A 20891-nucleotide genomic window follows, 5' to 3' on the forward strand; every position below is an offset into this window, starting at 1 on the left:
ATCAGGACCGCCCGGCCGCCGCGGTGTTCCTGATCCCCGATCAGGACCGCCCGGCCGTCCGCCGTCCCGCACCTGTTCCGCCGGCCGCGGCCGGGTCACCGTACCGCCGCGCCGAGCAGCCGCTCCGCCCCCCGCCGCGCCTCGCGGGCCGCCTCGGGCGAGCCCGTGATCGCGGCGGCCGTCATGGCGCCCTCCGCGAGCAGGACCAGGGGGCCCGACAGCGCCTCCGGGTGGCCCGCGGCCGTCACGAGCCGCGCCATGTACGCGCGAAAGGCCCGCTTGTGCGCCCGGACGGTGCCGGCCACCGCCGGGTCGACCGCGCCCAGTTCGCCGTACGCGTTGACGAAGGCGCAGCCTCGGAAGTCCGGCTCGCTGAACCACGCGTGCAGCCAGTCGTAGACGGCGAGGACGCGCTCGTCGCCCGCGGGCCGCTCCTCCACGGCGGTCGCGAGCCGGGCGCGCCAGCGGCGGTCCCTGCGGTCGAGGCAGGCGCGCACCAGCTCCGACTTGGCGGGGAAGAGCTGGTAGAGCCGCTTGAGCGACAGCCCCGACGCGGCGCGCACCTGGTCCATGCCGACCGCCTGGACGCCTCGCTCGTAGAACAGGCGCTCCGCGGCGTCGAGGAGCCTGGTCTCCGCCTCGGCGTGGTTCATGGGTGCCTCCCGCGATGCGACCGGATGTGAGAACGCGCGTTCTCTGTCGGGTCCGAGGCTACTACAGTGGAGAACGATCGTTCTCAGTCCGGCACGCCCAGGAGTGACATGACCGCCACGACGCGACCCCCCGTACCCCCCTTCACCCGTGAGACGGCGATCCGGAAGGTCCGCCTCGCCGAGGACGGCTGGAACAGCCGGGACCCCGAGAAGGTGGCCCTCGCGTACAGCGAGGACTCCCGCTGGCGCAACCGCGCCGAGTTCGTCACCGGACGGGCGGAGATCGTCGCCTTCCTGTCCCGCAAGTGGGCCCGCGAACTCGACTACCGGCTCATCAAGGAGATCTGGGCGTACGAAGGCCACCGCATCGCGGTGCGCTTCGCCTACGAGTGGCACGACGACTCGGGGCAGTGGTTCCGGTCCTACGGGAACGAGAACTGGGAGTTCGGCGACGACGGCCTGATGCGCGTGCGCCACGCCTGCATCAACGACCTCCCCATCGCGGAGTCCGCCCGCCTCCACCACTGGCCGCTGGGCCGCCGCCCCGACGACCACCCGGGCCTCACCGCACTCGGGCTCTGAACGAAGGCGGACGATCGGGGTGTCACCTCCCCGGCGCTGGGCACCCGGAGGGCGTCGACGGCCCGGCACACCGGGACGCCGAACCCGAAGAACCCAGCGAACCCAACGAACCGGCAAGGAGGCATACGTGACCACCGCTCGCGACATCATGACTCCGGGCGCCGAGTGCGCGGGGGCCGAGGAGACCGTCCTCCAGGCGGCCGCCAAGCTCACCGAACTCGGTGTCGGGGCGCTGCCCATCTGCGGCACCGACAACCGCCTCAAGGGAGTCCTCACCGACCGGGACATCGTGGTCAAGGTCCTCGGCAAGGGCAAGGACCCCTCCAGGGTCCTCGTCGGGGAGCTCGCGCAGAGCGAGGCCGTGACGATCGGCGCCGACGACAGCGCCGACGAGATCTTCGCGACCATGACCAGCCACAAGGTGCGGCGGCTCCCCGTCATCGACGGCCACTCCCTCGTCGGGATGGTGGCGCTCGCCGACGCGGCCCGTGCCCTCGCCGACCCCAAGGCCGGACAGCTCCTGGAGGCGCTCTCCACCGACTGACGGCCCGCCCCGGCCGGAACGCGCCGCCCTCCTCTCCCTCGGGGCGGCGCGTTCCGGTCTCTCCGCATGCCCCCGCGCGGCCCCCGGCCTACGCTGGCCGTCCCGGGCCGGGGGCCCATCCGCCGCGCCCAGGCACCCCCAGGAGGAACCGCATGCCCATCGCCACGGTCAACCCCGCCACCGGTGAGACGCTCGAAACCTTCGAGCCGCTCGGGAGCGCGGAGATCGAGCGCCGCCTCGCGGCGGCCGAAGCGGCGTACGCGCGGCACCGCACCACCGGCTTCGACGAGCGCGCCCGGCTCCTGAACCGGGCCGCCGACCTCCTCGAAGAGGACGCGGCCGACATCGCGCGGACCATGACCACCGAGATGGGCAAGCCCGTCAAGGCGGCCGAGGCCGAGGCGGCGAAGTGCGTCAAGGCCATGCGCTGGTACGCCGAGCACGCGGCGGAACTGCTCGCCGACGAGCACCCCGCGCAGGCCGACGTGTCCGACTCCGGCGCCACGCGGGCCGTCGTGCGCTACCGCCCGCTGGGCGTGGTGCTCGCCGTGATGCCGTGGAACTTCCCGCTCTGGCAGGTGGTGCGCTTCGCCGCCCCCGCCCTCATGGCGGGCAACGTGGGCCTGCTGAAGCACGCCTCGAACGTGCCGAGGACGGCCCTGTACCTGGAGGACCTCTTCCGGCGCGCCGGATACCCCGAGGGCTGCTTCCAGACGCTGCTGATCGGCTCGGACGCCGTCGAGGCGATCCTGCGCGACGACCGGGTGGCCGCCGCGACCCTCACCGGCAGCGAGCCGGCGGGCCGCTCGGTGGCCTCCGTCGCGGGCGACGAGATCAAGAAGACCGTCCTCGAACTCGGCGGCAGCGACCCCTACCTCGTCCTGCCCAGCGCCGACGTCGCACGCGCCGCGCGGACCGCGGTGACCGCCCGCGTGCAGAACAACGGCCAGTCCTGCATCGCCGCCAAGCGCTTCATCGTGCACGCCGACGTCTACGACGACTTCCGTGACCGGTTCGTCGCCGGGATGCGGGAGCTGACCGTCGGCGACCCGCTCGACCGGGACACCGACGTGGGCCCGGTCGCCAGCGAACGGGGCCGCGCCGACCTCGAAGAACTCGTCGACGACGCGCTCGGCCAGGGCGCGACCGCCCTCTGCGGCGGCGGGCGCCCCGAGGGCCGTGACCGGGGCTGGTTCTACTCCCCCACCGTCCTCGCGGACGTCACGCCGAAGATGCGCGTCCACCGGGAGGAGACGTTCGGGCCCGTGGCCACGCTGTACCGCGTACGGGACCTGGACGAGGCGGTGACACTCGCCAACGACGTGCCGTTCGGGCTGAGTTCCAACGTGTGGACGCGCGACGAGGCCGACATGGAACGCTGCGTACGGGACCTCCAGGCGGGCGGCGTCTTCTTCAACGGGATGACCGCCTCCCACCCCGGGCTGCCCTTCGGCGGCGTCAAGCGCTCCGGCTACGGCCGTGAGCTGTCCGGCCACGGCATCCGCGAGTTCTGCAACGCCACGACGGTCTGGTACGGCCCGACCGAGTAGCACCCGGCCGGGCGACGCGGCGGACGGCGGATCAGGCGGTCAGCAGGGAGTCGTCCGTCGTCCGGGCCCCCGGCAGCCGGTGACTGGCCGCGATGAGCGCGGCGTCGACGTCGCTCGTACCGGTCGCGACACACAGGCTGTACGCGATGTCCTGGAACTCCTGACGGCTCGCCTCGCTGCCCTGGTCGGCACGGAGCATGGCCAGGGCCTTGTAGCGTTCCACCAGGTCTTCCAGCAGGACGGGATGTGCCAGCAGCACGGGGGCTCCTCCCTCGGGCGCGGTGCGCGGGATGTTGACTCGCGGTCCGTCTGCCCCGCCTCCACCGGGTGAATCAGCGGTGATCGCTCCGATTGTGGTCCGCCCGCATCCTGTGCAGACTCGGAGCCGTGGACACCTCGCGCGGCAATGCAGGTCACGGACTCCGGGACGAGCCCGGGGGCGACGGCCGCCGCGAGACGCAGGACGAGCGCGCGGACCGGCGCTGGGCCGAACTCATCCAGGAAGTGCGCGTGGCGCAGACCGGCGTGCAGATCCTCTTCGGCTTCCTGCTCACCGTCGTCTTCACGGAGCGGTTCAAGGACCTGGGCGACACCGACCGGATCATCTACATCGTGACGGTCGTCCTCGGTTCCGCCGCGACGGGCGCCCTCATCGCCCCCGTCTCCTTCCACCGCCTGGTGACCGGCCGCTGGATCAAGCCGCGGGCGGTGGTCTGGGCCTCGCGCCTGACCCTCGCGGGCCTGCTGCTGCTCCTCGGCACCCTGACGGCGGCCCTGCTGCTGGTCCTGCGCGTCGCCACGCACGACGCCGTGGTGCCCTATCTGGTGGCCGGAGTCGTCGGCTGGTACCTGCTCTGCTGGTTCGTCCTGCCCGCCTGGGCCCGGCACCGCCACACCACGCCGGAGCAGTAGTCCACGCTCCCCGTGTCCGGCTTCCGTGCGCACCGGGGTGGATTGGATCACGGCGGGGCGGGCACTCAGGTCCGGGACGGAAGCCTGGAAGAAATCCGCCCTGTTCGCACTATGTCACTACCTGTCACTGTTCGACTGGTGACCCCGTGCGAACCGGCGGAGTGTGGAGGGAGGGACGCCCCTCGTGGGAGTTCCCACAGACGGGAGACGCCGTATGACCACGCAGACCCGGATGCCCATGCCGGCCCCGCTGCGCCCGCCGCGCCTGATGGCCCTGCCCGGCGTGTACGCCCCCCAGTACGACACGGCGCTGCTCACCCGCGCCCTGCGCCGCGAGGCCGTCGACGGTGCCTCCGTCCTCGACCTGGGCACGGGCAGCGGCGCGCTCGCCGTGGCCGCCGCCCGCCAGGGCGGACGGGTCACCGCGGTCGACATCTCCCGCCGGGCCGTGCTGACCGCGCGGCTCAACGCCCGCCTCGCCGGGCAGTCGGTCACCGTGCTCCGCGCCGACCTGACGACCGAGGTGCCCGAAGGACCGTACGACTTCGTGATCAGCAATCCGCCCTACGTGCCCTCGCCCTCCCCCGTGCTGCCCCGGCGCGGCCCGGCGCGGGCGTGGGACGGCGGGCCGCGCGGGCGCTCCGTCGTGGACCGGGTCTGCGAGGCGGCGCCGAAGGCCCTCGGCGAGGGCGGCGTGCTGCTCATGGTGCACTCCGCGCTCTGCGGCACGGACGCCACGCTGGCCCGGCTGCGGGAGGCCGGCATGGTCCCCAAGGTCACCGACCGGGAGTACATACCGCTCGGCCCGGTGCTCCGCTCCCGCAGGGCGTGGCTGCGCAGCCAGAATCTCCTGGGCGCCGACGAGAACCTGGAAGAGCTGGTGGTGATCCGTGCCGAACGCCGATGAGCGCCCCCGCCGCGTCACGGTCGACCCCGAGGGACCGCTCCTGGTGGAGGGCCCGGTCGAGGTCGTCGGCGCGGACGGCACCGTCCACACCTCGCGCCGCTTCAACGTCGCGATCTGCACCTGCCGCCGCAGCCGCAGGTACCCGTGGTGCGACACCAGCCACCGCAAGCGAGTGAAGCCCGAGAGCCGCGGTGCGCGCACGCCGGCCGACTCCGGGGAAACGGAAAGGACGTCATGAGCGCCCCCACCGCGGTCCGTGAATCCCGCCTGCACAGTCCGGGCCTGCCCGCCCCCCGCGGCGAGCTGTCCGAGGGCGTCGTCTCCGCCCTGCGGCAGGACGCCCCCGCCCCCGACCTCCAGCGCCGGGCGGCGGACGCCGACCCGTACGGCGAAGACCTCCAGCTCGCCCTCTACGTCCTGTACGAACTCCACTACCAGGGCTACGCGGACGTCGCCGACGAGCGGGAGTGGGACCCCGGTCTCCTCGCCCTCAGGCACGCCATGGAGCAGCGGTTCCTCACGGCCCTGCGCGCCGACGTCCCGGCGGTCGACACCGCGGAGGAGGCCCTTGCCGGGCTCCTCGTGGAGCCCGTCGGCCACGACGAGAGCAGCGTCAGCCACCATCTCCAGCGCGAGGGGGAGCTGTGGCAGCTCAGGGAGTACGCGGCCCTGCGCTCGCTCTACCACCTCAAGGAGGCCGACCCGCACGCCTGGGTCATCCCCCGGCTGCACGGCCGGGCCAAGGCCGCCATGGTGGCCATCGAGTTCGACGAGTTCGGCGCCGGGCGCGCGGAGGACATCCACGCGCGGCTGTTCGCGGAGCTGATGGCCGACCTGGACCTCGCGACGGACTACGGCCACTACATCGAGGCGGCCCCGGCGGAGGCCCTCGCCACGGTGAACCTGATGTCCCTCTTCGGTCTGCACCGTGCGCTGCGCGGCGCGCTGGTCGGGCACTTCGCGGCCGTCGAGGTCACCTCACCGCCCGGCTCGCGCCGGCTGGCCGCCGCGCTGCGCCGCGTCGGCGCGGGTCCGGCCGCGCAGCGGTTCTACGACGAGCACGTGGAGGCGGACGCGGTGCACGAGCAGGTGGTGCGCAGGGACGTCGTGGGCGGTCTCCTCGCCGCCGAACCGGACCTCGACGCGGACGTGGCGTTCGGCATCCAGTCCACCGGGTTCCTGGAGGACCGGCTCGGGGCGCTGCTCCTGGCGAACTGGCGGCAGGGGCGCAGCGCCCTGCGCGCCGCCTGAGCGGACGGTCCGCGGGCCGCCGGTCCGCGGACCCTCAGCCCTCGACGCCGGTCGCGCCGTGCGGGACGCCGACGGGCTTGGACTCGGGTGAGCCGCGCCGGCGCAGGGACGACAGGAACAGCGTGTCCCGGGCGGCCGCCACCCGTGCCTGCGTGCCGTGGACGTCGACGGAGCGGACAGGGCCCGCCTCCGGCAGCCCGGCGTCGGGCAGGGCCCGCGCGCAGGGCAGTCCGGCGTTCCGCTCCAGCTCCTCGCGGGTGCCGGGGGCGAGCGCGGCGCAGGCGGCTTCCGGGGCTCGCGGGCCCTCCGCGAAGCGGGTCGCCGCCCGCGCCGCCGCGTCCTCGCGCACGCCGGTGCCGCCGCAGCCGGTGAGCGCGCCGACCAGGGCCGCCGTGGCGGCCAGGGCGGGGCCTCTCGCGCGCACCGATGCTGCTCTCACCCGCGACACGATGCCGTACGCCGCAGCGGGGCCCGCTGGTTCGGCGCACGACACGCGGCGAGGTGCGCCCGATCAGGCCTTGTCGCGGGGCTCCCCGTGCTCGGCGCCCGTCAGGCGGAGCTGGAGCTGGACCTCCTGGTCGCCGGAGACGGTGCCGCCCGCCTCGGCGACGAAGGCGGACTCCAGGACCGAGCGCACCCGGCCGACCGCGACGGGACCGCCCTGCAGGTCGGCGGTGACGGAGTCCGCGAGCAGGACGCCGGAGACGGACTCGGGGGACTTGTCCGCGTAGAACTCCCCGGTCCACACGGCGGGCTCGGACTGGCCCGTCTGGCGGGGCGCGTCGTCCCCCCGGTCGGAGGGGAAGTACTCGCGCAGCACGCCGAAGACCGTGTCCGCGTCGGCCGCCGAGCACTTGTCGAGGACGACCTGCACGAGGTCGGGGGAAGGGGACTCCGGGTCGGCCGACGCGGCGTTCGATGTGTCGTTCACGCTGATCTCTCCGTGGGGTGGCTGGTGGCTGATGGGGCGCGGGTACCCGGTGGCGTCGCGGGTATCCGGCGGTCAGAGCTCGCGCAGTGCGGGCAGCAGCTTCTTCTCCGCCCATTCGATGAAGGGACGCTGGTGGTCGCCGCCCACCTGGACGAGCGCGATCTCCGTGAAGCCCGCGTCAGCGAAGGGGCGTACGGCCTCCACGAAGGCGTCGACGTCGTCGCCGCACGGGATCGTCTCCGCGAGTTCCTCCGGGGTCACGTGCTGGGTGGCGCCGGCGAAGCCGGAGGGTCCCGGCAGCTCGGAGTTGACCGGCCAGCCGCCGACGGACCAGCGGAACTGGTCGTGGGCGCGGGCGACCGCCGCGTCCTTGTCGGGGTCGTAGCAGACCGGGAGCTGTCCGACGCGGGGTTTGCCGCTGCCGCCGTGCCGGTCGAAGGCGTCGAGGAGTCCGGCCTTGGGCTCGGTCGCGATGACCAGGTCGGCGAGGCGTCCGGCCAGGGAGCAGGACCGCTTGCCCGAGACCGCGACGCCGATGGGCGGCGGCTCGTCGGGCAGGTCCCAGATGCGGGCGTTGGCGACGTCGAAGTGGGTGCCCTGGTGGTTGACGTTGTCGCCGGTGAAGAGGGCGCGGATGATCTCGATGGCCTCTTCGAGCATCTCGATGCGGACCTGCGGCGAGGGCCAGTCGGCCCCGACGACGTGCTCGTTGAGGCTCTCGCCGGAGCCGAGGCCGAGCCGGAAGCGGCCTTCGGCCAGGAGCTGCATGGTCGCTGCCTTCTGCGCCACCACGGCGGGGTGGTAGCGGACGGTCGGGCAGGTCACGTAGGTCATGAGGGGGATGCGCGAGGTCGCCTGCGCCGCCGCGCCGAGGACGCTCCAGGCGTACGGCGAGTGCCCCTGGGACTCCAGCCACGGGAAGTAGTGGTCGGAGGTGACGGAGAAGTCGAATCCGGCGCGCTCCGCCGCGACCACATCGTCGACCAGAGCGCGGGGCCCGGCCTGCTCCGTCATCATTGTGTAGCCGATTTGCACCATAAAACATCGCTTTGCCGAAATGGTCTCGCCGAAACATTCGACGGCCCGTAGCCCTCGGTCGGCGGCTGCGGAAGCAACATCGGGGTACCCGCAGGGGACGGTGGTTCCCGCCACCCGCGAGAGAGTCCGGTGGCGCCCGCCGCCGGCGGAGAGTTCTAAGGATGGGCAGCGTGCGCACTGTAGGAGTGGAGGAGGAGCTTCTCCTCATCGACCGCGAGAGCGGTGAACCGAGGGCGCTGTCCTCGGCGGTACTGGCACGGGCCGCCAGGGACACCGGCGAGAACACCGGCGCCGAGCCCCAGGACTCCGACTACCGCGCTCCCGAGGAGGAGACCTTCGAGACGGAGCTCCAGGGGCAGCAGCTGGAGTTCGCCACGCAGCCCCGTACGAGCATGGACAGCCTCCTCGACGAGGTCGTCCGGTGGCGCGCGGACGCGGACCGGCACGCGGGCGACGTGGGGGGCGCCGTCGCGGCCCTCGCCACCTCTCCCCTGCCGGTCAGCCCCAAGCTCAACGTGGGCCCGCGCTACCAGTGGATGGACGAGCAGTTCGGCCTCACCACCCAGGAGCAGTTGACCTGCGGCTGCCACATCCACGTGTCCGTCGACTCGGACGAGGAGGGCGTGGCCGTCATCGACCGGATCAGGCCGTGGCTGCCGGTGCTGCTCGCGCTGAGCGGCAACTCCCCCTACTGGCAGGGGAACGACAGCCGGTACAGCAGCTACCGCAACCGCGTGTGGGGCCGCTGGCCGATGGCCGGCCCGACCGGGCTCTTCGGCTCGCCCGAGGAGTACCAGCGGCAGGTCGACGACATGGTGGCGAGCGGTGTCCTGCGCGACCGAGGGATGGTCTACTTCGACGCCCGGCTCTCCCACCGCTACCCCACCGTCGAGATCCGGGTGGCCGACGTCTGCCTGGAGGCCTCGACGACGATCCTGGTCGCCGCGCTGGCCAGGGCGCTGGTCGAGACGGCCGCGCGGGACTGGCGCGCGGGACGGCCGCCGGTGCCGCACGGCGTCAGCCTGCTGCGCCTCGCCGCGTGGCGGGCGGCGAGGTCGGGCGTCGACGACGTCCTGCTCGACCCGGTGACCATGCGGCCCGCCCCGGGTGCCGAGGTGGTGGCCGCGCTCATCGACCACGTCAAGGACGCCCTCGACGACACCGGCGACCTGGACATGGTGCGCAAGACGGCCGCGGGCCTGCTCGAACACGGCAACGGGGCCCGCGTCCAGCGCGAGCTGGTGGAGCGTACGGGCAGTCTGAGCGCCATGGTCGCGGAGTGCGTGCGCCGCACGCAGGCCTCGTAGACGCCGCGGGCGCGACCTTGTCGCATCTATCGTTTTTCGATACATTCCCATCGTGGGTCGATCGACGGACGGCGGCCCGTGACCGAGGGGTGGAGAGACGATGGGACGAACGACCGTACTGGCCCTGCGCGCCGTGCTCGCGGCGCTCGGGGCCGGTTCCCTGTTCGTGCAGGCGGTCCTGGTGCCGCTGCTCGCGGCCGATCTGGACGGGGCCGACGCGGCCCTGGCGGCCCAGCGGACACCGATCCTCACGATCGTCCTGCTGGGCATCGTCTCGGCGCAGGCCGTCATGGTCTGCGTATGGCGGCTCGTGACGATGACACGGCGCGGCACGGTGTTCTCCACCGCCGCCTTCCGCTACGTCGACACGGTGGCCGGCGCCTTCGCGGCCGCCGCCCTGCTGGTGTTCGCCCTGGGAGCCGTCCTGGCCCCCGGCGAGGCCGTCGCGCCGGGCGTCGTCCTGCTGCTCGGCGGGGTCGGCGTGGCGGTCATGGGCGTCGCGCTCGTCGTCCTCGTCCTGCGGACACTGCTCGCCCAGGCGGTGGCGCGGGACGTCGAGGCCACACGGATGCGGGCCGAACTGGCCGGGGTGATCTGATGCCGATCGCCGTCGACATCGACGTGATGCTGGCCCGGCGGAAGATGTCGGTGGGCGAGCTGGCGGACCGCGTCGGTATCACCCCCGCCAACCTGGCGGTCCTGAAGAACGGCCGCGCCAAGGCGGTGCGCTTCTCGACCCTCGCCGCGCTCTGCGAGGTGCTCGACTGCCAGCCGGGCGACCTGCTCCGCTTCGAGGCCGAGCCCGCCCGCGCCCTGGACGAGGCTCCGCTGTGACTTAGGACGACACGCGACCGGCCGGACGCGTGTCCCCATCCGTGCGGATCTCGTAGAGCTTTGCCGCCGACACCATGGAACCCGGACGAGGCCTCCCATCTCGCAGCTCACGCCGGGCCCCCGGCGTGATAGCACGGACTGATCGATTTCGAAGGAGACCACGGACATCATGGGTATCTTCAGCCGCCGCCAGACGGCGACCATAGAGCGGACGCAGGATGTCGGACCGGGCGCGCCCTTCTCGACGGCGGTCGGCGCGGCGCCGCTCGACCCCGCACTGCGCGCGCTGACCGGGGAGTGGACCATCGACCGCCCGCACAGCCGCATCGGATTCTCCGTGCGGCACGCGATGGTCACGACGGTGCGCGGCGCCTTCGGCGACTACGACAGCACGCTCTACTTCGACGGGGCGCGGCCCTCCGCGTCGCGGGCCGAGATCACCATCCGGGTCGGCAGCGTCGACACGGGCGTCGAGCAGCGCGACGCGCATCTCGTCGGCGCGGACTTCTTCGACGCGCGCCGCCATCCGGAGATGACGTTCCGCAGTACGTCCGCGCTGCACGAGGGCGGCGAGAGCTTCCGCATGGCGGGGGACCTGACCATCCGCGACGTCACGCGCCCCGTCGAGCTGCAGCTCGACTACCTCGGCTCCGTCGTGGACCCGTTCGGCTTCGAGCGCGCCGGCTTCGACGGCACCACCACGATCGACCGCACCGAGTGGGGCCTGGTCTACAACCAGCGTCTTGAGGCGGGCGGGACCATGGTGAGCGAGAAGGTGCGCCTGCAGTTCGACATCTCGGCGATCAGGGTCACGCCCGGGGCGGCTACGCCGGGTTCGGCGCCGGCCGGGGGTTGACGCCCGCGCTCTTGTCCGCGGGCGAGAGGTAGTCCGTGCCGTCCGCGGCGGTCACTTCACCGGGGTCCGGGACGGTCACATAGCTTCCGTTCTGTATCTCGCCGTGGTGCCCGAACAACACGTCACCGCCCGATGCGGGGTGGGCGGCCTCCGGAGTGAAATCGGGAGTGTTGTCGAGCGAGTCCAGTAAATCAGTCAGAATTTCGAACACGGCGCTGCCCCCTTGCGATGGATCACGTGCTTCTGAAAAAGATCGCAGGGGCACCCGAATTGATCGATCAATGAATTGATCTCAGGGTGGCCCCCAGCCCTTTCAACATACTCCGCATTCGAGTCCGCCGGGCCCGTCGGGCCCTACGGAAAAATTCCTTTCGGGCCGCGCGGGAACGCCTGTTCCGCTGAGCCTCTTCCGGGGTCCCCGACGAGCCGCCACGCGTACGTCCCGTGGTACCGGCCCCCCGTGCCGATGCTGCCCGCTATCCGCATACAGCCATTCACACCGTCGCGGAAAGACGGGGCGAAGGGACGGACGCCCTGCCGACGGAGATCGACTTCACCGAGCCCGGCCACTGGGCCCCCGTCCAGGCCCCCGAGGTGCTGCCCCGTTCCGGGAGGGGAAGTGGACCGCACCCCCGGTGAAACGAGAAGAGGGGCCATCCAGAGATGGCCCCTCTTCCACGACTCCTTCGAGTCGGGACGACAGGATTTGAACCTGCGACCCCTTGACCCCCAGTCAAGTGCGCTACCAAGCTGCGCCACGTCCCGTTGTGTCCTTCGCGGTGCCCCGCGTGATCACAAGAAGAACTCTACCCCACGGCCGAGGGTGCTCCGTTCGCCGGTGACCGTCGTCAGCTCCGCGCGACAATGCTCGTATGAGCACTGCACCGCGACCGTACGAAGACGACCGCGACCGGGACAGGGACGCCGAGGGCCGGGCCCGCAACCAGCGCCCGCGCGACGGCCTCGGCAGGCCCCTCCCCTACGGCACCGAGGGCGTGGCCCGGCAGCCCGAGGGTGTCGTGCGCACGCCCGGCGAATCCCTCGCCGAGGCGCAGGAGCTGCTGGACGCGGGGCGGCCCTTCCACGCGCACGAGGTCTTCGAGGACGCGTGGAAGTCGGGCCCCGAGGAGGAGCGCGGCCTGTGGCAGGGCATGGCCCAGCTCGCGGTGGGCCTCACCCACGCGGCCCGCGGCAACACCACGGGCGGCGCACGGCTGCTGCTGCGCGGGGCCGCGGCGGTCTCCGCGTGGACCGAGGAGACGGGCCGCCCCCGGCCCTACGGAATCCGTGTGCCGGAGCTGACCGCCTGGGCGGAGGAGCTGGCGGAGGGGCTCGCGCGCGAGCAGCGGGCGGTGGACGCGGACGCCCACGCGCCGCGGCTGCGGGAGGGCCCGGGAGCGTAGCCGGGGGCCGGGTGGCCGGTACCCGGCGCCGTCACCGGAGCGGACTCGCCCCGCATGCAGCTACCGCGCCCCGGTGTGAGGGTGACCGTGTGACCACCACCGAGCAGCCGGCACCGGAATCCGCCCCCGCCGCCGCGCAGGCCCAGGCGCCGCCCGTACTCGACCGGCGCCGTCGCAACGTCGTCTTCGCCACGATCGTGCTGGGAATGCTGCTCGCCGCGCTCGACCAGACCATCGTCGGCACCGCGCTGCCGACGATCGTGTCGGACCTCGGCGGCGCGGAGCACATGTCGTGGGTGGTCACGTCGTACCTGCTCGCGGAGACCGTCGCCACGGTCCTCGTCGGCAAGTTCGGCGACCTCTTCGGCCGCAAGATCGTCTTCCAGGTCTCCGCGGTCGTCTTCATCACCGGTTCGTTCCTGTGCGGCCTGTCGGCGAACATGACGCTGCTCATCGCCTGGCGGGCGATGCAGGGCATCGGCGCGGGCGGTCTGATGGTCACGTCCATGGCGTTGATCGCCGACGTCATCCCGCTGCGCGAGCGCGGCAAGTACCAGGGCGCGATCGGCGCCGTCTTCGGTGTCTCCACCGTGATCGGGCCGCTGCTCGGGGGGCTCTTCACCGACCACCTCAGCTGGCGCTGGGCGTTCTACGTCAACGTGCCCATCGCGATCGTCGTGGTCCTGGCGGCGGCCCGCACCATCCCCGTCGTGAGGTCGGCGGTGCGCCCGGTCATCGACTACCTCGGCATCGCGCTGGTCGCGATCGGGGCGAGCGCGCTGATCCTCGCGACGAGCTGGGGCGGCAACCAGTACGCGTGGGGCTCCCCCATGATCCTCGGCCTCTTCGCGGGCGGCGTCGTCTCGCTGGCGCTGTTCTGCGTGGTGGAGACCCGGGCGGCGGAGCCGATGCTGCCGATGCGGCTCTTCGGCAACCCGGTCTTCACGGTCTGCTCGATCCTCAGCTTCATCGTGGGCTTCGCGATGCTCGGCGCGATGACGTTCCTGCCGACGTACCTCCAGTACGTCGACGGCGACTCGGCCACCACCTCCGGCGTGCGGACGCTGCCCATGGTGATCGGCCTCCTCATCGCCTCGGTCTTCAGCGGCAACGTGGTCAGCAAGACCGGCACGTACAGGATCTTCCCGATCGTCGGCTCCCTGGTGATGGCGTTCGGGCTGTTCCTGCTCTCCCTCATGGACGACACCACCAGCACCTGGCTGGAGTCGCTGTACATGTTCGTGCTCGGTGCCGGGATCGGCCTGTGCATGCAGGTGCTGACCATCGCCGTGCAGAACACCGTCCCGTACGGGGACCTGGGCACCGCCACCTCCGGCGTCACCTTCTTCCGCACGCTGGGCAGCTCCTTCGGCACCGCGGTGTTCGGCACCATCTACGCCAACACCCTCGCGCCGAACCTCAGGGACGGCATCGCGGACGCGGCGCGGACCGGGACGGCGGACCCGGGCGCCGTCGCGGAGGCGGCGCAGAGCCCGCAGGGGGTGCACGAGCTGCCGGGCGCCGCGGCGGCGCCCGTGGTCCGGGCGTACGCCGACACCCTGCACACCGTCTTCCTGTGGACGGTCCCCGTGGCGCTGCTCGGGTTCCTGGTGGCGCTGTTCCTCAAGCAGGTGCAGCTGCGTGACAGCGCCCGCACAAGCGCGCCCGACATGGGCGAGGGCTTCGCGCAGCCGACCGGCTCGGACTCGGAGCTGCACCTGCAGAGGAGCGTCGCGCACCTCGTCCGCAACGTCGGCATGAGCACCGCGCGCGGCATCATCAGGGACTCCGACACCCGCCTCGACATCGCGGGCGCCTGGGCGGTCATGCAGGTCTCGCTCTTCACCCGGATGGTGGGGCACGCGAGCCTGGGTCTGATCGCGGCCCGGCGCAGGATTCCGGCCGAGGTCCTGGTGCCCGTCTTCGACCGCATGGTGGAGGAGGGCTTCCTGACCCGTACGGGTACGTACTTCTCGCACACCCCGGCCGGGGAGCGCGAGGCCGCCGCCATCTCCGCGGCGTGGTCGAAGTGGCTGGGCGAGGAGGTGCAGAAGGATCTGGGGCGTCCGCCGGACGAGAAGCTGGCCGCGGCGGTCGACTCCATCGCCAAGCGGCTGCTCGCCGAGGATCTGGAGCAGGGGTTCACCCCCGAGATGGCGGGCGCCACGGTGGCCTCCCGCTGAGAGCCTGTCTTTGAACCCCCGTCGTCCGCGCGGAGCGCGGGCGCAGCGGCGGTCGGTGCGTGCGATCGGCGTGCGGCGTCCCCGGTCATGTGGCGAAGCCACCTGTCCGGGGGCGCCGTGCGGCGAGCGGGCGTGCCGGGCGTCGGGGCGCAGGCGAGGGTTCAAAGACAGGCTCTGAGGGGGCCGCGACGGCGTCCGCCTCCGCCGCGGTCCGTGGGTCAGTCGCGCTCGACGAGGAGCGCGCTGCCCTGGCCGACGCCGACGCACATGGTGGCGAGGCCCCGCGCGGCGCCGGTGCGGCGCATGCGGTGCAGCAGGGTGGTGAGGATGCGGGCGCCCGAGCAGCCGAGGGGGTGGCCGAGAGCGATGGCGCCGCCGGAGGGGTTGACCAGGTCGGGGTCGAAGCCGAGGGCGTCGACGCAGGCGAGGGCCTGCGCGGCGAACGCCTCGTTGAACTCCGCCTCCTGGATGTCCCCGACGCTCCAGCCGAGCCGGTCGAGGGCCTTGCGGGTGGCGGGTACGGGGCCGAGGCCCATGACGTCGGGGTGCACGCCCGCCGAGGCGCCCGCGGCGTACCGGCCGAGGGATTCGAGGCCGAGGTCGTTCAGGGCCTCCTCGCTGACGAGCAGCAGCCCCGCAGCGCCGTCGTTCATCGGCGACGCGTTGCCGGCGGTGACCGTGCCGCCCTCGCGGAAGACGGGCCTGAGGCCGCTGAGCTTCTCGTACGAGGTGTCCTCGCGCACGCACTCGTCCGTGTCGACGACGGTGCCGTCGGGCCGGGTGACGGGGAGCAGCTCGTCGTCGAAGTGGCCGTCCTTGCGGGCGGCGGCCGCGCGTTGGTGGCTGCGCAGCGCGAAGGCGTCCTGCCGTTCGCGTGTGACGCCGTGGCGCTCGGCGACCTCCTCCGCGGTCTCCCCCATCGCGAGGACGCCGTGCAGGTCCTTCATGCGCGGGTTGGTCAGGCGCCAGCCGAGGCGGGTGTCGGCCGTCTCCATGCGGTGCGGCAGGGCCTCGTCGGGGCGGGGCAGCACGAAGGGGGCGCGGCTCATGGACTCGGAGCCGCCCGCGAGGACAATGTCGGCCTCGCCCGCCGCGATGGTGCGGGCGGCGGTGGTGACCGCTTCGAGGCCGGAGGCGCAGAGCCGGTTCACGGTGGCGCCGGGCACCGATGCGGGCAGGCCCGCGAGGAGGGCGGCCATGCGGGCCACGTTGCGGTTGTCCTCCCCCGCCTGGTTGGCGGCGCCCCAGTAGATGTCGTCGATCCTCGCGGGGTCGAGCCCGGGGATGTCGGCGAGCAGGCCCCGCACGACGCCGGCGGCGAGGTCGTCGGGGCGGACGGAGGAGAGGGCGCCGCGGAGTCTGCCGATGGGGGTGCGGCGGGCGGCGGCGAAGTGGACGGTGCGCACGATACGGCTCCGGATCGTTGCTCGGGTCTCGCTGCATGTTAATTAGCGCTGCTAGTTTTGGAGTGTATGCGCACGGCGGACCCGGGGGAAGGGGTCACCGCCGTGCCCGGCCCGCTCCCCCGCGGCTCGGGGCCACGGTGGGTCAGCCGCGGCCCGCCGAGAGGGTGATCCGCACCGCGCCGCCGCGCGGGTCCACCCTGCCGGTCCACTGCCCCGGCACGCGGAAGGGACGGTTCGGCACCGCGGGACGCCGTCGGCGGGCGCGGAACAGCTCCCTGCCGTCCTGCGTGACCGTCAGCCGCGGGGACGGGACGAACTCCGTGACGCGGAGCACGAACCCCTCCTCCGGCTCGCCCGGCTCGTCCGGCGTCAGGCGGTTGGGCGCCGCCCAGGCGAGCGGGGGCGCGACCCGCACCGGTACCGCGGCGGAGGGCCAGTCGCCGTCGAAGAGGTGGCGCAGCACCGCCGCCGCCGCGAGGGAGCCCTCGTACGCGGCCGTCCGTGCCGGTTCGACGGCGTGCAGGACGTTGCCCACCGCGAAGACCCCGCGCTCGGCCGTGCGGAAGGCGCTGTCGACCGCGGGGCCGCGCGTGCCGGGGTCCATGGCGAGGCCGCCGCGCCGGGCCAGTTCGTGGTCGGGGACGAAGTCGCCGGTGAAGACGACGGTGTCGCAGGCGAGCCGCGCCGTCCTGCCGTCCCGGTGCCGCAGCAGCACCCCCGAGAGGCGGCCGCGCCCGAGGAGTTCCGTGACGGTGGCGTCCGTGAGCAGGGGGACGCCGTGCCGCAGCCGGGCGTCGGCGGCGCGGGCCCGCGCCGCCTGGTGGCGCGGGTGCTCGGTGACCAGGGCGGCGATCTCGACGCCCGCCTGGAGCAGGGTGTCGAGGGCGGCGAAGCTCACCGGCTCCGCGCCGACGACGACGGCCCGCGTGCCGATGTACTGCCCGTGGCGGTGGAAGGACCGCTGCAGCTCGCCCGTGGTGAACACCCCCGCGGGCCGCGTGCCGGGCACCAGGCGCGCCGCGCGCGGCCGTTCGCGGGCCCCGGTGGCGAGGACGACCGCGCGGGCGGTGACGCGTTCGAGGCCCCGGGGGCTGGTGGCGTCCAGGGTGAGCGGGCCCGCCCATCCGGTGACGGTGACCCCGGTCCGCAGCACCGCGCCCGCGTTCACCGCCGCCGTCACACAGCGCTCGGCATACTGCGGTCCGGTCGTCCCGAAGCGCCCGAAGCCCCGGTTCGGGCAGTGCCGCGGGGCCCCGCCCGCCTCCTGGTCGCGCTCCACCACCTCGACCTCGCCCGCGCCCGCCGCGGCGAGCCCAGCGGCGGTGGCGAGGCCGGCCGGGCCCGCGCCCACGACCAGGACGTCGACGAACCGCTCCACACTCATCGGGACACCGGCCCTTCGCCGCCTTCGAGGAGCGAGCGCACCTCGGCGCCGCAGGAGAACCCCTGGCAGCGCCCGCCGCGCGCCCGGGTGCGGCGCCGCAGCCCTTCGAGCGAGGCGGGCGGCACCGTCGAGGCGAGCGCGTCGCGGATCTCGCCGCGCGTCACGCGCTCGCAGTGGCACACCACGGTGCCGTACGCGGGGTCGGCGGCGATGAGGTCCGCTCGCCGGTAGGGGCGGGGGAATGCCTCGCCGATGGTGGGCATGCGGACGGGCTCCAGTTCCCCGGGGTCCTTGAGATCGAGCCCGACGCCCCCGAGGAGTCCGGCGACGTGGGCCGCGATGGCCAGGGACGCGGTGAGGCCGGTCGAGCGGATGCCGCCGACCGTGACACAGCGCTGTTCCTCGTGGGCGCTGATGCGGTAGTCCTCGTGCTCGGTGGCGGCGCGCAGCCCGGCGTAGACGGCGGTGACCTCTTCGTCGAGGAGCGCGGGGAGGACGCGCCGGCCCTTCTCGCGCAGCCCGGCGATGCCCTCCGCGGTCGATCCGGTGGCCGTCTTGTCGTCGAGGTCCTCGGCGGTGGGGCCGAGCAGGACGTTCCCGTACACGGTCGGGGCCACCAGGACGCCCTTGCCGAGTGCGGTAGGGACGGGCAGCAGGATGTGGCGGACCAGGCCGCGGGCGAGCTTGTCGAAGACGAGGAGCTGGCCGCGGCGCGGGGTGACCGTGAAGTCGTCGTGGCCGAGCAGCCGGTCGACGGTGTCGGCGTGCAGGCCCGCCGCGTTGACGAGGTACCGGGCGCGCACGACGCCGCGTCCGGTGCGCAGCACGTGCAGCCCCTCCGCCTCGTCGATCCGCTCCACGCGGCAGCCGAGCAGCAGGTCGGCACCGGCGCGTACCGCCTGGGTGGCGTAGGCGAGGGTGGTCGTCCAGGGGCAGATGACGCTCTCGCCGGGGACGTCGAGCGCGCCGAGGGCTCCGGGGCCCAGGTGCGGTTCACGGGCCGCGACCTCGTCGGGGCCGATGATCCGGGCCGCGTCGTAGCCGTTGCGGGCGGCCTTCTCCAGCAGGCCGGGCAGCGCCGCCCGCTGCTCCTCGTCCCAGGCGACGAGCAGGGCGCCGACCGGCTCGACGGGGATGCCGGCCTCGGCGGCGTACGCGGCGAGGAGCCCTCGGCCCTCGCGGACGAGCCGGGCCTCCAGGGAGCCGGGCACGGCGTCGAAACCGGTGTGCAGGATCGCGGTGTTGGCCTTGGACGTGCCCTCGCCGACGTCGTCCGCCGCGTCCACCACGGCGATGCGCGGGCCGGGGTACCTGGCCAGCTCACGGGCGATGGCCGAGCCCACGACCCCGGCGCCGACGACGCACACGTCGTAGGCCGTGTCCGGCAGCGCGCCCCTCCGCAGCACCCGCCCCTCGGCCCTGGCCCCCGTCACGCGGGGCCCCGTTCCATGAGTGCCGCCACGGCCGCGCGGAAGCCGCCGAGGCGTTCGGCCGCCTCCGCCGCGCCGACGCGGGGTTCGTAGACGGCGGAGGGGCGCCAGGCGGGGACCGCTGCGGAGACGGGGAGCGCGGGGTCGAGGCCGACGCGGGCGACGGCCGCCGCGCCGAGCGCGGTGGCGTCGGGCAGCGCCGACACCTCCACGGGCAGCTGGAGGAGGTCGGCCTGGGTCTGCATGAGCAGGGCCGAGCGGGTCAGGCCGCCGTCGACGCGCAGGCTCGTCAGGGGCTCCCCGAGGTCGGCGGCGACCGCGTCGGCGAGCGAGGCGACCTGCGCGGCGATCCCCTCGCACAGGGCGCGCACCAGGTGCCCGGGGGTGGTGTCGAGGCCGAGGCCGGTCAGCGAGCCCCGCAGGTCACCGCGCCACCAGGGCGCGGCGAGCCCGGCCAGGGCGGGTACGAAGGTGACGCCGCCGGTGTCCGGGACGGCGGAGCCCACGGGGTCGAGGTCGGCGGCGCCCCCGATCACGCCGAGGTCGGTGAGCCAGCGGACGGCGGAGGCGGCGGTGTAGACCTGCCCGTCGAGGCAGTAGCTGGTCTCGCCGGCGAACCGCCAGGCCACGCAGCCGACGAGGCCCGAGTCACCGCGGACGGGCCGCCCCCCGGTCTGGGCGAGCAGGAACGCCCCCGTGCCGTAGGTGCACTTGGCGCTGCCGGGCGCGGTGACGTCCTGGGCGAGCAGCGCGGCCTGCTGGTCGACGAGCAGCCCGGTGAGCGGGAGTTCGGGGCCGAACGCGGTGGTGGTGCCGACGGGGCCCGCGGCGTCGACGACGCGGGGCAGCCGCTCGTCGGCGAGGCCGTAGAGCTCAAGGGCGCGCGGCGACCACGTGACGTCGTCGAGGTCGAGGAGCTGGGTGCGGCCGGCCGTCGCGGCGTCGGTGACGAAGGCTCCGGTGAGGCGGTGGACCAGCCAGGCGTCGCTGGTCGTCACCACGCCCCGCCGGGTGAGGTTGCGACGTATCCAGGCCATCTTCGGCGCGGCGAAGTACGGGTCGAGGGGAAGGCCGGTGATCCGGCGCAACTCCTCGCCGTGCGGTGCCAGTTCCGCGCACACCGGTTCGGCGCGGCGGTCCTGCCAGACCAGGGCGTCGGTGAGCGGTTCGCCCGTGCCGGGGTCCCAGGCGAGGACGGTCTCTCCCTGGTTGGCGAGCCCCACGGCGGCGACCGGTTCGCCCGCGTCGGCCAGCGCGCGTCCGCCCGCGTCGACGACGGAGGCGAGCAGGTCGGCGGGGTCGGCCTCCACGAGGCCGCCGGGCAGGAAGCGGGGCCGCACCTCGGCGGCACCGGAGCCGATCACCCCGCGCTCCGGGCAGACGACGAGGGCCTTCGTCCCTGAAGTGCCCTGGTCGACGGCGAGTACGGGCCGCCGCTCCGGGGACCGCTCATAGGTGATCACCGCGGCAGACTGCTACAGGCGCACGGAAGGCGTCAAGAGACCGGCAATCACCGCAAGGGCGCACCAAATGTCACTGCGGCGCGCCGCTTTGACACAAGCCGGTCAGAAAAGATGCAGGAAGTGGCCTGCGGCAGGAACGGCCGGATCTACACTGTCGCCCGAACACCCCCGTCAACACCGGCAACACCACCAACACCGTCAACTTCCGCCACCTCCCTTCGACTTACGCCGACTTCCGTCACCGAACCCCAGTTCTC

The 20891-nt window shown here is 73.5% G+C and carries 23 protein-coding genes and 1 tRNA gene; 13 read left to right on the plus strand and 11 right to left on the minus strand.

Annotated elements, in window-relative coordinates:
• Positions 1–95: 95 nt before the first annotated feature.
• Entirely contained in the window at positions 96–653 is a 558-nt protein-coding gene (locus AB0I16_RS13835) for a TetR/AcrR family transcriptional regulator (protein ID WP_363249574.1), read from the minus strand.
• 108 nt (positions 654–761) lie between these two features.
• On the opposite strand from AB0I16_RS13835, the gene AB0I16_RS13840 reads away from it, so the two are divergent.
• From AB0I16_RS13840 to AB0I16_RS13850, 3 genes are all read left to right on the plus strand, one after another.
• Positions 762–1235: a nuclear transport factor 2 family protein gene (locus AB0I16_RS13840; RefSeq protein WP_363249575.1), complete on the plus strand. Its 474-nt coding sequence runs from the start codon at positions 762–764 to the stop codon at positions 1233–1235.
• A 127-nt stretch (positions 1236–1362) separates the two neighbouring features.
• On the plus strand, positions 1363–1779 hold the full coding sequence (locus AB0I16_RS13845) for a CBS domain-containing protein (protein ID WP_363249576.1): 417 nt from the start codon (positions 1363–1365) through the stop codon (positions 1777–1779).
• A 152-nt stretch (positions 1780–1931) separates the two neighbouring features.
• Positions 1932–3329, plus strand: coding sequence for an NADP-dependent succinic semialdehyde dehydrogenase (locus tag AB0I16_RS13850; RefSeq protein ID WP_363249577.1), 1398 nt, complete (start codon positions 1932–1934; stop codon positions 3327–3329).
• A 31-nt stretch (positions 3330–3360) separates the two neighbouring features.
• Here the strand turns inward: AB0I16_RS13850 and AB0I16_RS13855 are convergent, their stop codons facing one another.
• A complete protein-coding gene (locus AB0I16_RS13855; protein WP_363249578.1) occupies positions 3361–3588 on the minus strand; it encodes a DUF5133 domain-containing protein in 228 nt (75 codons plus the stop codon).
• A gap of 128 nt (positions 3589–3716) precedes the next feature.
• Here AB0I16_RS13855 and AB0I16_RS13860 point away from each other — a divergent pair, with 128 nt between their 5' ends.
• The 4 genes from AB0I16_RS13860 (at position 3717) to AB0I16_RS13875 (ending at position 6399) form a co-directional block, all read left to right on the plus strand.
• Positions 3717–4241, plus strand: coding sequence for a DUF6328 family protein (locus AB0I16_RS13860; protein ID WP_363249579.1), 525 nt, complete (start codon positions 3717–3719; stop codon positions 4239–4241).
• Between the two features lie 214 nt (positions 4242–4455).
• Complete coding sequence (locus AB0I16_RS13865; RefSeq protein WP_363249580.1) at positions 4456–5148, plus strand: HemK2/MTQ2 family protein methyltransferase; 693 nt, start codon at positions 4456–4458, stop codon at positions 5146–5148.
• Positions 5132–5386, plus strand: a complete 255-nt coding sequence (locus AB0I16_RS13870) for a CDGSH iron-sulfur domain-containing protein (RefSeq protein ID WP_363249581.1) — start codon at positions 5132–5134, stop codon at positions 5384–5386. Before AB0I16_RS13865 ends, AB0I16_RS13870 begins: the two co-directional genes overlap by 17 nt.
• Positions 5383–6399 (plus strand): iron-containing redox enzyme family protein, encoded by a 1017-nt coding sequence (locus AB0I16_RS13875; protein WP_363249582.1) that lies wholly within the window; start codon positions 5383–5385, stop codon positions 6397–6399. Before AB0I16_RS13870 ends, AB0I16_RS13875 begins: the two co-directional genes overlap by 4 nt.
• Positions 6400–6433: 34 nt before the next feature.
• Here the strand turns inward: AB0I16_RS13875 and AB0I16_RS13880 are convergent, their stop codons facing one another.
• The 3 genes from AB0I16_RS13880 to AB0I16_RS13890 all read right to left on the minus strand — a co-directional run bounded on the left by AB0I16_RS13880 (position 6434) and on the right by AB0I16_RS13890 (position 8368).
• Positions 6434–6838 (minus strand): hypothetical protein, encoded by a 405-nt coding sequence (locus AB0I16_RS13880; RefSeq protein ID WP_363249583.1) that lies wholly within the window; start codon positions 6836–6838, stop codon positions 6434–6436.
• Positions 6839–6910: 72 nt separating this feature from the next.
• Positions 6911–7330 carry a hypothetical protein gene (locus tag AB0I16_RS13885; RefSeq protein WP_363249584.1) on the minus strand — a complete coding sequence of 140 codons (420 nt, stop codon included), beginning with the start codon at positions 7328–7330 and terminating at the stop codon, positions 6911–6913.
• A 72-nt stretch (positions 7331–7402) separates the two neighbouring features.
• Positions 7403–8368 (minus strand): LLM class F420-dependent oxidoreductase, encoded by a 966-nt coding sequence (locus AB0I16_RS13890; RefSeq protein ID WP_363249585.1) that lies wholly within the window; start codon positions 8366–8368, stop codon positions 7403–7405.
• Between the two features lie 170 nt (positions 8369–8538).
• Between AB0I16_RS13890 and AB0I16_RS13895 the strand changes: the two genes are divergently transcribed.
• The 4 genes from AB0I16_RS13895 (at position 8539) to AB0I16_RS13910 (ending at position 11365) form a co-directional block, all read left to right on the plus strand.
• Positions 8539–9675: a glutamate--cysteine ligase gene (locus tag AB0I16_RS13895; protein WP_363249586.1), complete on the plus strand. Its 1137-nt coding sequence runs from the start codon at positions 8539–8541 to the stop codon at positions 9673–9675.
• 100 nt (positions 9676–9775) lie between these two features.
• Positions 9776–10273 carry a DUF2975 domain-containing protein gene (locus AB0I16_RS13900; RefSeq protein WP_363249587.1) on the plus strand — a complete coding sequence of 166 codons (498 nt, stop codon included), beginning with the start codon at positions 9776–9778 and terminating at the stop codon, positions 10271–10273.
• A complete protein-coding gene (locus AB0I16_RS13905; protein WP_363249588.1) occupies positions 10273–10509 on the plus strand; it encodes a helix-turn-helix transcriptional regulator in 237 nt (78 codons plus the stop codon). Before AB0I16_RS13900 ends, AB0I16_RS13905 begins: the two co-directional genes overlap by 1 nt.
• A 169-nt stretch (positions 10510–10678) precedes the next feature.
• Positions 10679–11365 carry a YceI family protein gene (locus tag AB0I16_RS13910; RefSeq protein ID WP_363249589.1) on the plus strand — a complete coding sequence of 229 codons (687 nt, stop codon included), beginning with the start codon at positions 10679–10681 and terminating at the stop codon, positions 11363–11365.
• Here AB0I16_RS13910 and AB0I16_RS13915 read toward each other — a convergent pair.
• Both AB0I16_RS13915 and AB0I16_RS13920 read right to left on the minus strand, forming a co-directional pair.
• Positions 11334–11576, minus strand: a complete 243-nt coding sequence (locus tag AB0I16_RS13915; protein ID WP_363249590.1) for a hypothetical protein — start codon at positions 11574–11576, stop codon at positions 11334–11336. The genes AB0I16_RS13910 and AB0I16_RS13915 overlap by 32 nt on opposite strands.
• A 480-nt stretch (positions 11577–12056) precedes the next feature.
• Positions 12057–12130: transfer RNA gene (locus AB0I16_RS13920), tRNA-Pro, on the minus strand.
• A 107-nt stretch (positions 12131–12237) separates the two neighbouring features.
• Here AB0I16_RS13920 and AB0I16_RS13925 point away from each other — a divergent pair.
• Together AB0I16_RS13925 and AB0I16_RS13930 are read left to right on the plus strand one after the other, a co-directional pair.
• Positions 12238–12768 (plus strand): DUF309 domain-containing protein, encoded by a 531-nt coding sequence (locus tag AB0I16_RS13925; RefSeq protein WP_363249591.1) that lies wholly within the window; start codon positions 12238–12240, stop codon positions 12766–12768.
• Between the two features lie 89 nt (positions 12769–12857).
• The gene (locus AB0I16_RS13930) at positions 12858–14951 is read left to right on the plus strand and encodes an MDR family MFS transporter (protein WP_363249592.1); all 2094 of its coding nucleotides are present in this window, start codon (positions 12858–12860) and stop codon (positions 14949–14951) included.
• Between the two features lie 218 nt (positions 14952–15169).
• Here the strand turns inward: AB0I16_RS13930 and AB0I16_RS13935 are convergent, their stop codons facing one another.
• The 4 genes from AB0I16_RS13935 to AB0I16_RS13950 all read right to left on the minus strand — a co-directional run bounded on the left by AB0I16_RS13935 (position 15170) and on the right by AB0I16_RS13950 (position 20634).
• Positions 15170–16357, minus strand: coding sequence for a thiolase family protein (locus tag AB0I16_RS13935; RefSeq protein ID WP_363249593.1), 1188 nt, complete (start codon positions 16355–16357; stop codon positions 15170–15172).
• A gap of 142 nt (positions 16358–16499) precedes the next feature.
• Complete coding sequence (locus AB0I16_RS13940) at positions 16500–17741, minus strand: FAD-dependent oxidoreductase (protein ID WP_363249594.1); 1242 nt, start codon at positions 17739–17741, stop codon at positions 16500–16502.
• Complete coding sequence (locus AB0I16_RS13945; RefSeq protein ID WP_363249595.1) at positions 17738–19174, minus strand: FAD-dependent oxidoreductase; 1437 nt, start codon at positions 19172–19174, stop codon at positions 17738–17740. The genes AB0I16_RS13940 and AB0I16_RS13945 overlap by 4 nt, the downstream gene beginning before the upstream one ends.
• A complete protein-coding gene (locus tag AB0I16_RS13950; protein WP_363249596.1) occupies positions 19171–20634 on the minus strand; it encodes an FGGY family carbohydrate kinase in 1464 nt (487 codons plus the stop codon). Before AB0I16_RS13950 ends, AB0I16_RS13945 begins: the two co-directional genes overlap by 4 nt.
• Positions 20635–20891: the final 257 nt, after the last annotated feature.

This window comes from Streptomyces sp. NPDC050703, assembly GCF_040654435.1.
Taxonomy (GTDB): Bacteria; Actinomycetota; Actinomycetes; order Streptomycetales; family Streptomycetaceae; genus Streptomyces.

Coding starts and splice junctions, on each gene's coding strand:
- AB0I16_RS13875 (WP_363249582.1), top strand. CDS start 5,383: ATGAGCGCCCCCACCGCGGTCCGTGAATCCCGCCTGCACAGTCCGGGC.
- AB0I16_RS13835 (WP_363249574.1), bottom strand. CDS start 653: ATGAACCACGCCGAGGCGGAGACCAGGCTCCTCGACGCCGCGGAGCGC.
- AB0I16_RS13850 (WP_363249577.1), top strand. CDS start 1,932: ATGCCCATCGCCACGGTCAACCCCGCCACCGGTGAGACGCTCGAAACC.
- AB0I16_RS13865 (WP_363249580.1), top strand. CDS start 4,456: ATGACCACGCAGACCCGGATGCCCATGCCGGCCCCGCTGCGCCCGCCG.
- AB0I16_RS13890 (WP_363249585.1), bottom strand. CDS start 8,368: ATGGTGCAAATCGGCTACACAATGATGACGGAGCAGGCCGGGCCCCGC.
- AB0I16_RS13910 (WP_363249589.1), top strand. CDS start 10,679: ATGGGTATCTTCAGCCGCCGCCAGACGGCGACCATAGAGCGGACGCAG.
- AB0I16_RS13905 (WP_363249588.1), top strand. CDS start 10,273: ATGCCGATCGCCGTCGACATCGACGTGATGCTGGCCCGGCGGAAGATG.
- AB0I16_RS13940 (WP_363249594.1), bottom strand. CDS start 17,741: ATGAGTGTGGAGCGGTTCGTCGACGTCCTGGTCGTGGGCGCGGGCCCG.
- AB0I16_RS13840 (WP_363249575.1), top strand. CDS start 762: ATGACCGCCACGACGCGACCCCCCGTACCCCCCTTCACCCGTGAGACG.
- AB0I16_RS13900 (WP_363249587.1), top strand. CDS start 9,776: ATGGGACGAACGACCGTACTGGCCCTGCGCGCCGTGCTCGCGGCGCTC.
- AB0I16_RS13925 (WP_363249591.1), top strand. CDS start 12,238: ATGAGCACTGCACCGCGACCGTACGAAGACGACCGCGACCGGGACAGG.